9 protein-coding genes and 1 pseudogene are annotated in these 10826 nt (G+C 52.0%); 7 read left to right on the top strand and 3 right to left on the bottom strand.

Annotated features, from left to right (window positions below):
• The coding region (locus GSP01_RS14980) for a hypothetical protein (protein WP_218023669.1) at positions 1 to 208 on the top strand (208 nt) is incomplete at its 5' end.
• A gap of 9 nt (positions 209 to 217) precedes the next feature.
• On the opposite strand, the gene GSP01_RS13695 is transcribed toward GSP01_RS14980, so the two are convergent.
• From GSP01_RS13695 to GSP01_RS13705, 3 genes are all read right to left on the bottom strand, one after another.
• Positions 218 to 1231, bottom strand: coding sequence for a pyridoxal phosphate-dependent aminotransferase (locus tag GSP01_RS13695; RefSeq protein WP_141354405.1), 1014 nt, complete (start codon positions 1229 to 1231; stop codon positions 218 to 220).
• A gap of 249 nt (positions 1232 to 1480) precedes the next feature.
• Entirely contained in the window at positions 1481 to 2779 is a 1299-nt protein-coding gene (locus tag GSP01_RS13700; protein ID WP_141354407.1) for an APC family permease, read from the bottom strand.
• Positions 2780 to 2909: 130 nt separating this feature from the next.
• Entirely contained in the window at positions 2910 to 3392 is a 483-nt protein-coding gene (locus tag GSP01_RS13705; RefSeq protein ID WP_141354409.1) for an Lrp/AsnC family transcriptional regulator, read from the bottom strand.
• A 449-nt stretch (positions 3393 to 3841) separates the two neighbouring features.
• On the opposite strand from GSP01_RS13705, the gene GSP01_RS13710 reads away from it, so the two are divergent.
• From GSP01_RS13710 to GSP01_RS13735, 6 genes and pseudogenes are all read left to right on the top strand, one after another.
• A complete protein-coding gene (locus GSP01_RS13710) occupies positions 3842 to 5929 on the top strand; it encodes a TonB-dependent receptor (protein WP_167495567.1) in 2088 nt (695 codons plus the stop codon).
• 23 nt (positions 5930 to 5952) lie between these two features.
• Positions 5953 to 6348, top strand: a complete 396-nt coding sequence (locus GSP01_RS13715; protein ID WP_141354419.1) for a Rid family hydrolase — start codon at positions 5953 to 5955, stop codon at positions 6346 to 6348.
• A 13-nt stretch (positions 6349 to 6361) separates the two neighbouring features.
• Positions 6362 to 8104, top strand: a complete 1743-nt coding sequence (locus tag GSP01_RS13720; protein ID WP_141354413.1) for a M61 metallopeptidase family protein — start codon at positions 6362 to 6364, stop codon at positions 8102 to 8104.
• Positions 8105 to 8242: 138 nt separating this feature from the next.
• Positions 8243 to 8842, top strand: a pseudogene (locus GSP01_RS13725) (transposase); the annotation flags it as partial.
• Between the two features lie 110 nt (positions 8843 to 8952).
• On the top strand, positions 8953 to 9288 hold the full coding sequence (locus tag GSP01_RS13730) for a helix-turn-helix domain-containing protein (protein WP_141354415.1): 336 nt from the start codon (positions 8953 to 8955) through the stop codon (positions 9286 to 9288).
• Complete coding sequence (locus GSP01_RS13735) at positions 9281 to 10528, top strand: type II toxin-antitoxin system HipA family toxin (protein WP_141354417.1); 1248 nt, start codon at positions 9281 to 9283, stop codon at positions 10526 to 10528. The genes GSP01_RS13730 and GSP01_RS13735 overlap by 8 nt, the downstream gene beginning before the upstream one ends.
• The last annotated feature ends 298 nt before the right edge of the window (positions 10529 to 10826 follow it).

The raw sequence follows: 10826 nt of genomic DNA on the forward strand, positions 1-10826 counted from the left end.
AAAAGGCTTCGAGCTGATCACCAAGCCCGCTCAACCGGGCAAGCCGTTCTTCAACATCAAAGAAGCCAGACTGCTTCATAGCGCCATTCCCTCAATCAAAACCGAAGAAAGGGAATCACAGAACAAACCCCAAAACCAGAGGTTTTTCGATCCCTCCATCTCGTGTCAGTCCTCCAGTGGATACCCTTTGTCCACGAAACCTAGTTAAGCTGAATGCTCACGGAGAGTGATACTGACGCAGAGCATTCGTGAACCTTTCTAGACCTGTCGTGAGCTGTGTCATGTCAGAAGATAACCCCAATCTGACATGACCAGATGCCCCAAAGAATTCTCCAGGTGCCACAATAACGCGATCGCGTTCCGCAAGACGCTCGGAAAAATCCAGTGTATCCTCTATGCCCGGTAATAACGGGAAGCGGATGCAGCCGAAATTCGGCACCTGCCCCTCAACCATCCCTTCACGCTTCCATTCAACAAAAAAGCGTCTGAATACAGCCTCAAACGCGTCAGCCTGCGCTTGAACGACTGCATCAAAACGATCTGCCTGTTGAAGAACACATGCGGCAAGAGAATGCGTCAGGTTTGACATGCCGAAATCAAAAGTTGTCGCACGCTCCTCAACCTGAGCCATAAGGTCAGGAGCTCCGACGATCCAGCCGCACCTCAGCGTGCTCAGCCCCCAGTTTTTCGTCATGCTGCTTAAGCTAATCATTCTTGATGAAAGCGATGCAGCCGCCGGGGGCCTATTGGGACCGAACAGGTAATCCCGATAAACCTCATCTACAATCACATATAATCCATGTTTCTCGGCAATTTCCGCAACTGCTTTCAAACTGTTCCGAGATATTGGAAATCCAGAAGGATTATGAAGATTGCTTAGTATGATCAGTTTAGTCTTGGGGGTCAGAGCGTGACGTAGAAGGTCTGGATCAATGTCAAATCTGTCTCCGGAGCGCGCGAATGGAATGGACTGCGCCCCTCTATCTGCGACGAACAATGGAAACAAATCAAAGCAGGGCGTTTCCACAAGAACATCGTCCCCAGATTCGACAAGAACCTTGAGCAACATGACCAAAGCCGCGCTTGCGCCAGTCGTGCAGCAAACCTGATTCCAGGAAACGCCGTATCGGTCTGCCAACAGGGTCCGAACAAGAACATTCCCGCCCCCCATGGTCGTCAAATAATTTTCTGGCATACCGTTCTCAAAGGTATTCAGAACAATTTCACGCAACAATTGAGAGGGCTCAGACGGAGAACTGTTAAACAGCGTAATAATATTATCGCCAGAAGATCGGGATCGTCGAATCTGACGCGTGACCCACTTCGCGTAGCTCTCCGTTACGGCCTTTGAGTTTGTCACGCGCTTGTACCCTGCTCCAGTAAAATTCTTGGAGTAGAAGACAGCATATGCGCGAAAATTTCTTCGCTAATTAAACGGAGATACAGCGCCATTCTGCATCGATTTGGCAAGAATATGCCCTCAGCCGGGATAATTCATTCTGACATCGCGGACAAAGAGTCGATACCAGACTGCTCCCCCGATAAGCCAGGCACCCACCAGAGCGACCGGTCGCCAGTCTTCCCACACAGAAAACACGACCATGGCCGAAGCCATTATGATTGCAGACACTCCTGCGACCAGTACAGATGATGGGCTCAGCAAACCATCCGCTCCTGTGGGATCCATACGACTGGCGCGGATTGCCGATGCACAGCACGCCATGTACTTCAGTAATGTCGGCACATTGACCGCCAGAAGGAGAAATACGAGACTGCCTGGAAGCAGTAAGCCACTTAGCGATAGAAGAGCCGCGACCACTGTCGCGCGATAAGGTGTGCCGTATCGGGGGTGGAGGTGCGACAAATAAACTGGCAACACACCACCGCGACTCATTGCAAAAATCATTCTCGAGAACACCATTGCTGTCGCGTTCATGCTCTTGAGGAGCGAAATTACGGCGACACCTGCGATGACCGCGCCAGCGAAATGCCCCCAAATGCGGGCGCTTGCGTCTGCGAGCGGAGCTTGGCTTCGTCCCAGATCCTCAGGTCCGATGAGTGCTAGAGTTGTTGAAGCCACCGCCCCATAGACGATTGCCGTGAGAAGAATTGAAATAACAATTGCTTTGGGAATGGTATGACGCGCATCGCGAATTTCGTCCCCAAGCTCTACAGGCGCTTCGATCCCCATAAACAATGAGACCATGATCGCAACAGCAGCCAACACACCCATGGGACCGTGACCTGACGTCACAGCGAGTGTATTCCAATTCGCAACGGTAGAGCCACCAATCGTAAAGGCGAATAATACGACGAGCAGAAGAACCATTAGAATTGTCTGTATATACCCTGAAATTCTTACACCAACGGAATTTATAGCGAAAATAGACGAGATAACGACAAATATCGTCAGGCTGTGTGGTAATTTGACATATGGCGACAAGTAACCAACAAGAACTGACGCCAACACGATCATAGCACCTATGTTTGCGACTATACGCATCCAAGCGACTGAAAATCCTATTGCTGGATGCAAATAGCGGCGCGGCCACTCATACGATGCACCAGAAACCGGGTAACGACGCCCTAGATCAGCGTAACAGAGCGCAAACAACGCCATCGGACATGACGCTAGAACAAGCGACAATAATAGGCCCGTTCCAGCCACCCGGGCTGCGGGGCCCAGAACAGAAAAAATCGATACACCTATAGCCGAGCCAGCTCCGAGAGCCACCAGAGACATCAAGCCTAGACCAGATTTTTTCCGACCATCGTTCACTGTGCTTAAAATCCTTCTGATTTCGGCTCTATCCCGTGCTACCCACAGGATAGAGCCGAAATCAGATGTTTTTTTTCCTTTTCACCGCCAAAACAAACAATTTTTGCATAATTTGCGCGCAATGAGCGCTTTAGCGGCTCATTATTCCGCGTACGGGTATCGCGGTCGTATCCTTCAGAACCGAAAGCGCCGCTGTCGAACGAACATCCTGAACACCTGGGAGTCGCATTACTGTATCAAATATAAAGTTTTGATATTCTTTGAGGGACGAAGCCATAACTTTAATAATGAGGTCGTATTCACCCAGAACTGAGTAACACTCAATGATATGAGGAAGATTTTCGATCTTCCGATGGAACTCTTTTCTTTGTTCAGGCGAGAGCGCTGCGACTTTGACGAAAGCAAAAACAAGAAATTCCTGTCCAAATTTTTCGCGATTCAAAATTGCAACCTGCCGATCAATGTATCCTTCCTCTTTCAGGCGCTGAAGACGCCTCCAACATGGAGAGTGTGAGATACCGACCTTTTCCGCGAGATCCGCGGTAGAGAGTGAAGCATCATTCTGAATTACTTCGAGAATACGGATATCCACGGGAGTGAGCTCGTTTGCCATTAGATCTTCCGTTGTTTCATCGTCCGTCCCCTTGTCCAGGTAGACTGATAAATCATACCGCGATGTTCAGGGACGAGGAAAATTAATCCTGAATTTGATCGAATTAAAGGGATTCCTTTCCCATTCATCAAGGCAGAAGAAGCAATTAGACAAAATATTTTCAAGCGTTCTGGTTCAAACTCGAAACGATAACGCCATCACCCCGCTCATCAGGCAAGGCAGTCTTTCCCATGGTCTCAGTGCGCTCCCGCCTTATTAACACTTCCGCACTTCGCTCTGTCACACTGGCCGTTCCCGTGGCGGTGTTGTCCTACCCGATGGCACACGCTGCAACGAAGAATACAGCCGTGCCCCCTGCCATGCATCACGCATCAAAGGCAAAGACACCGGCTCGCTTATCAAAGCGGGGCGCAGGGTCCGTCGTCGGTCAGCCTGAAACCATCACAGTCATGGCACGCAAGCACGCGGAGTCATTGCAGAACGTTCCTATGGCGGTCAGCGTCGTTAGCGCGAACACCATGTTAAAACAAAATGCCATCTCGATCTTCGATTACTTTCGGCAGATCCCCGGCCTCTCGGTCAGTACGAATGGACGCGGCTTCGTAACCCCAGTCATTCGTGGAATCAGCAGCGGTGATGGAAACACGCCGACGACAGGCATCTATATCGACGACATGCCCATCACTTCCAGTTCCGCGCTCGCAGGCGGTGATCAACTGATGCCTGATCTGGATCCGTCAGAGCTGCAACAAGTGGAAGTACTCAAGGGGCCACAAGGCACGCTGTATGGCGCAAGCGCCATGGGGGGCATCATCAAATATGTAACGCATGACCCGAACATGAAAAAAATGAGTGGACAGGTTGCGGTTACAGGCAACAGCGTGGCTGGTGGCGATCAGGGTGGTGCCGTAAGAGCGAGTTTCTCAACGCCGCTGATCAAAGATAAACTGGCGATCACCGGCAGTTATTTCCATCGCGACGATCCCGGCTGGGTTCAGGACCCCTTGCAGGGCAAAGGCACTCACAACATGGCCCATGCATCAGGTGGCCGTGGAGCGCTTGTGTGGAAACCTACCGATTGGTACACGCTCCATCTATCCGCTCTCAGCAGTATTCGCACCGCAAACGGGTCATCACTCGTTGATTACAACACAACCAATAACCGACCCGTCTATGGAGCTCTGGAGCAACGCCGCATTCCTGGCACCGATACAAGCCAGGCACGGATCAATGCGTTCAATGCCACCAACTCGTTCGACCTTGGTGGCCTGAATCTGACATCATCAACCAGCTATGTTGAAAGCCAGTATACTGGCTTATGGGACGTCACGACGACATTTAAACCACTACTCACGTCTAATGTAGGACTTCCGTCTCACTATGGATATGCATTAGACCAACAAATGGGGACATCGAAGTTTTCGCAGGAAGTACGATTGGGTAGAGACGAATTCCATCATTTTCTAACCTGGCATGCAGGCTTCTTCTTCACACACGAACGGTCTTACGCCTATCAGCAGATTAATGCTGCGGATGGACCATCTCTCATTTCTACATCGCAACTTGATCTCGGTCAGGAAAGCACCAAGTCGCAGTATAACGAAGTCGCGGGCTTTGGTGATGTCACGCTCCATCTGACACATCGCCTCGACCTTCAAGGGGGTGTGCGTTACAGCGCCATCAGGCAGGACGCGACCATCAACGATGATGACGGAATCCTTTCGGACGGCGTTCAGGCGCGTATCAAAGATAATTTTAAAGTTCCGACTTTTCTTGTCACACCGAGCTATCACATCACGAGCAACCTGATGGCCTATGCGCGGATTGCCAGCGGTTATCGTTCCGGCGGCCCCAATATCGGGGTGTCTCAGGGAGCAACAACATTCGCGCCCGATAAGACGCTGGATTATGAAATCGGTGCGAAGGGCGACTTTGACCACCATCGCGGCACCGTAGATGTCTCGCTCTACTGGACTGACTGGAAGCATATCCAGCTTGTGGGCCTGAATAACGAAAGCGAAGGCATCACCGTCAACGGTGGAAGTGCCGTTTCCAACGGCCTTGAAGTAAGTGGTTCATACCGCGTTATCCGCGGGCTCACGATTGCCGCCTACTTCAATTATACGAACGCCCATATTACAACGCCATTTAATACCGGAACAGTGTACGGCCAGAGCGGCAATCTCCTGCCATATACTGCCAGGATCACAAGCAACGTTCGCGCCGACTACAACTTCAATATCAACGATTATTACGCAGCCCACGTCGGTGCCGAGTATTCATATGTCGGAAATCGTCTGGGAGGCTTCCAGTCGGCTGCTGATATCCCGCGCTACCGAATGCCTGCGTATTCTCAGGTCAACTTCAACATGGGTGTTCAAAGAGGGCGATACAGCCTGGACTTCGCTGCCCGCAATCTGACGAACTCGCGTGGAATTCTTGCCATGAGCGCACGTACGCTCTCCAAAACCGGCCTTGTCGGTGCAACACTCGTCCAGCCTGCCACTTTCTCACTTACTGCAAGCGCAAAATTTTGACCCAAAAGAAAAACATGCACCCCATGTGCCATGAACACCCCGCCATTCCAGTTCTGGATGGCGTGATTAACAAGCTGGCATTGCCCCTGTCTCTTGCCACAAAAGCAGCTGGTCTTGTCTTTGTTTCTGGATTGCCGCCCTTGGATGTCGCGACAGGGGACCTGATCACAGGAACTATTGAAGAGCAGACGAGTGCCTGTATGCGCGCGCTGAGCCACGTACTCCATCATTCTGGCTCCTCACTTGAGCGCGCTACAATGCTCAGGATCTATGCGACAAATACCGGCCACTACGAACGCATCAACAGGGTTTACCAAACATTCTTTCAGTCTGGTTTTCCGTCACGCACATTCGTACCGGTCGCAAGCTGGCCTATGCCGTTCGACCTTGAAATCGAATGTATAGCAACGTCAATATAGGACGCGCTCCCCGATGACCCGCATGACCTATCTTACACTTGCAGCCACGACCGCATTACTTACGATCAACGTCGCGGCAGCCACCCAGGCGTCAAGTCCCATTCCATTACGCATCGAGTTAACACCCAAAAATCTTGGGATGGGAAAAGGCACGCTGACTGTCAGCCTCACGTTTGCACGCATACCAGCCCAAACAGCCAAATCGGCGTTGCTATCCCTTCCGTTGATCGACAGTAATGTGGACAGCGCAGCGCCAGATATTCGTGACTTGACGGCCACGGATTCTCTTGGGCAAGTCCATCTTTTGGAATCCACTCGTGACATGCCCGAAATATCCGACCGGGATTCGGAAATCGGTGGACCATCCGTAGTGTGGTCGGCAGATCGTAAGATAGTTGGCCCACTCACCGTCTCCTACATTGTCCCAGCACACGCAACAAAGCCCCCACGGGGGCCCGCCCCACCGATCGGGCTCTATGAAGCTGACAGAGCGACATCAGGGGCGGCTTCCATGTTTCTTCCGCTTCCGCTCTATGACGGAAAATACAGTGTAACGATCCATTGGGCAGCATCAATCGGCTCGGAGAAATCGACAAACGTGACGTCACTGGACTCCGGGGCCAACACCATATCGACTATTATGGATCGGGCAGAAATCTACGCAACTTATATGATGTCTGGTGCCATCCAGGCATGGACGCCTTCCGGAGCAGATCAGGATTTTCGCGGTGCCTGGCAGGGACAGCCGAATTTCGATGCTGCTGCGTTGATGAGTTGGGCAAACACGCTTCATGGCCATTACAAACAATTCTTCAACCAAACGGCCTCGCAACCTTATACTGTATTTCTCCGATACAATCCCATCAATGCAGGCGGTGGGGTCGGACTTTATCACTCATTCGTAGAAACGTACGGTGCAGAAGCAGGTAGCGATCCCGATGAATTAAAGCTCACCTTGGCACACGAAATGTTCCATACGTTCTCGCCATATATAACCGATCCAACGGGCCTGCTATCTTCTTGGTTCGGTGAAGGACTGGCAGTTTTTTATCAGGCAGCACTGCCGTTTCGCTTCCACATGATTTCTGCCGATTTATTTCTGCATTCGATAAATTATTCGGCGGCCCGATACTACACTGATATTTTCGCCACCAGCCCTAATAGCGAAATTCCAGACATGTTCTGGAAGGACACGCGAATCAGGACTTTGCCTTACGACCGTAGCATGCTGTATTTCGCAACAGTCGATTATGCAATGCGCTCGAAAACACATAATAAAAAATCACTAGATACTCTAGTACTCGGCATGCTGGCACGAGAAAAAATGGGAAAATCTCTCTCAAATTCTGATTGGGAAAGCCTTCTGCGTGAGAATCTGGGAGAAGAAAGCGTCCAACACTTTCGTAGCTTTCTAGCGGGTGAAAAGCCAGTTCCCGCATCTGCTGCCTTTGGAGCGTGCTTCGAACGCTATACCACTAAGCTCCGGCGATATGAGCTTGGATTTGAACCCGCGGTTTTAGCCGAACCCAAAAGGGTTGTGCGAGGCTTGGTACCGAATTCCGCTGCAGCCGAAGCTGGATTGCATAATGGCGACATCATCGTCACTCCGGTCCCACAGGACCAAATACAAGGAGAACAAAACACAAAAATCAACTTGGATATTTTACGGAATGGCCAAAAATTAAAGATCACCTATCTTCCTCGCGGAGAATTTGTTGACGTATATCAATGGCGGAAAATAAAAATAAGCCGCTGATAGAAAATATTTATCGAATAAATTTTAAATAGTAATTCAACACCAATTCCCCCACCACTTGGAGGGGTCGAACAACCCCTTGTCTCTGACCTATTCTGCATTATTCCACTTCTTCCGCGTTGATTGGGAGGATGGATAATGAAGCAGCCGATTTTTTTGATGTTGAAGATCGTCTTGCCCACTTGAGTGGGCTGGGGATCAGCTTGAGGCCTCTTTCCGGATTGTGGATTTTGAGGCCTTCCGCCCTGATCTGGAGAAGGCTCTGGCGTATTCAGATGGAAGCAAAGGCGGTCGGCCGCCGTTTGATCCAGTGCAGATGTTCAAAATTCTGGTCATACGGACGCTGAACAATCTGTCCGACGAGCGGACAGAATACGTGATCAACGACCGTCTCTCCTTTATGCGATTTTTAGGTCTGGGGCTGTCGGACCGCGTGCCGGATGCAAAAACCGTCTGGCTGTTCCGAGAGCGCCTGCCTCGGGCGGGTGCGATTGATATTTTGCTCAACCGCTTTAACGCGGTGTTGCGCAACGCCGGTTATCTTCCAATTTTAGGCCAGATCCTGGACGCGACATTGGTAGCGCTCCGAAGCAGAGCAATACCAATGCGGAGAAAAAGGATCTGCGTGAAGGGCGTATTCCTGAAGACTGGCAGGACAAACCGACAAAGCTGTCCCGCAAGGACCGCCATGCACTCTGGCCCCTGAAGTTCACAAAAGCGAAGCGACAGGAGGACGGGAGTATGGTGGACTGACGGTCTCTCCATAAACCCCGTCAACAATTTCTATTTTGAGTATTTTGCTATCTTCGTGCTACACATCCATAAATAATGTAGCATGAAGATGACAAATGCCGACCCCGCATAGCCCGCCCGCTTCTGTCCGCCGCGCATTGCGCAAGCTGGGCAGCGATATCCACGACGCTCGTCGTCGCCGCAAATTGCCTATGGCCGTGGTGGCAGAGCGCGCCTTTACCTCGCGCTCGACCCTACAGAGGATCGAAGCTGGGGATGCCGGTGTCAGCATTGGCATCTATGCTACCGTCCTCCAGGCACTCGGGCTGCTCGACGGCCTGGGCCAGATTGCCGACATCAGCCATGACAGTGTCGGACAGGCATTGGCCAGCGCAGCTTTGCCGAAACATATCCATCTCAAACGGAGTACTGGACCGTCCCGCGATGGCTGACTTTGAAGTGCATATTGATCTGAACGGCCAGATACGGCCTGTCGGCGTTGCAAGGAGCAACCGAGTCCGAGGCACAGAGACGATCCTGTTCGAATATGACGACGCATGGCTCCAAGACGCAGGACGATTTTCGCTCGAACCGGCACTTACGCTGACGCGCGGGGCTTTCGCGCCCCCTGCCGGACTAACTATTTTCGGGTCCATCGGCGACTCTGCTCCGGACACATGGGGGCGTCGTCTCATGCAGCGAGCTGAACGTCGCCTTGCAGAACGTCAAGGTCGCGCCGTTCGCACTCTCACGGAAAGCGACTATCTGCTCGGAGTAGCTGATGAAACCCGGCTGGGAGCACTCCGCTTCCGTTGGATGGAAAAGAAGGTCTTTCAGGCCCCCATCCGGAACGGCGTCCCTGCTCTGATTGACCTTGGTCGCCTGCTTCAGATTACCGAGCGCATTCTTCGTGACGAAGAGACCGACGAAGACCTTCAGCTCATTTTCGCTCCCGGCTCTTCCCTTGGCGGCGCAAGGCCCAAAGCCTCGGTCATCGACCAGAACGGTCATCTCTCCATCGCCAAGTTTCCCAAAGAGACCGACGACTACAGCATGGAAACCTGGGAGGAGATCGCCTTGCGACTGGCCCGGCAGGCTGGCATTGCTACCCCACGACACAAACTGATCCATGTCGCCGGCAAAGCGGTTCTTCTCTCACGGCGCTTCGACCGTGACGGCGCCACCCGCATTCCGTTCCTGTCCGCAATGGCGATGATGGGCGCCAGAGACGGGGAACGTGGGAGTTACCCGGAAATCGTGGACGCCCTTGCAAGACACGGTGCTCAGGGAAAGACGGACGCCCACGCCCTTTATCGGCGCGTGGTTTTTAATGTTCTGATCTCGAATGTCGATGATCATCTGCGCAATCATGGTTTCCTGTGGCAGGGAAAGGCCGGATGGTCGCTTTCTCCAGCCTATGATCTCAACCCTGTTCCGACCGATCTCAAGGCACGGGTACTGACCACAAACATTGATCTTGATGAGGGCACATGCTCGGTCAATCTGCTCGAGGCGGCATCGGAATTCTTCGCTCTTACGCTGCCGCAAGCGCGCACTATCATCAAGGATGTGGCGACGGTCACCGCGACATGGCGGGAGACCGCCAGAGAAGTCGGCGCCCGGTCAGCGGAGATCCAGCGTATGGCGAGCGCATTCGAACATAACGATCTCAGACAGGCACTGGCCCTGTGATCAGATATCTCCCCTGCCGCTCCAGAGATGCAGCGTTGGATAACCAGTCAGGGCGGTAACTTTTTGGGCCCGTTTTGGGCCCACCCTGATGTGATATCCTGTTGTATCCAGTGACAGTCAGTGATATTAAATTCCCTGTTATCAACAATTTAAACGATAAAACCCAGCCATTTAACCTTTACTTATCGCCCTCTCACGGCGGCAACAGGGGTTCGAATCCCCTATGGGACGCCAATTTTATTTGGCAATGTTATCAGTAGTTTGCGGGTAAACCGCCCTATCCCATCCAAAAATTAAG

The sequence above is a fragment of the Gluconobacter sphaericus NBRC 12467 genome (assembly GCF_006539125.1).
Lineage (GTDB): Bacteria > Pseudomonadota > Alphaproteobacteria > Acetobacterales > Acetobacteraceae > Gluconobacter > Gluconobacter sphaericus.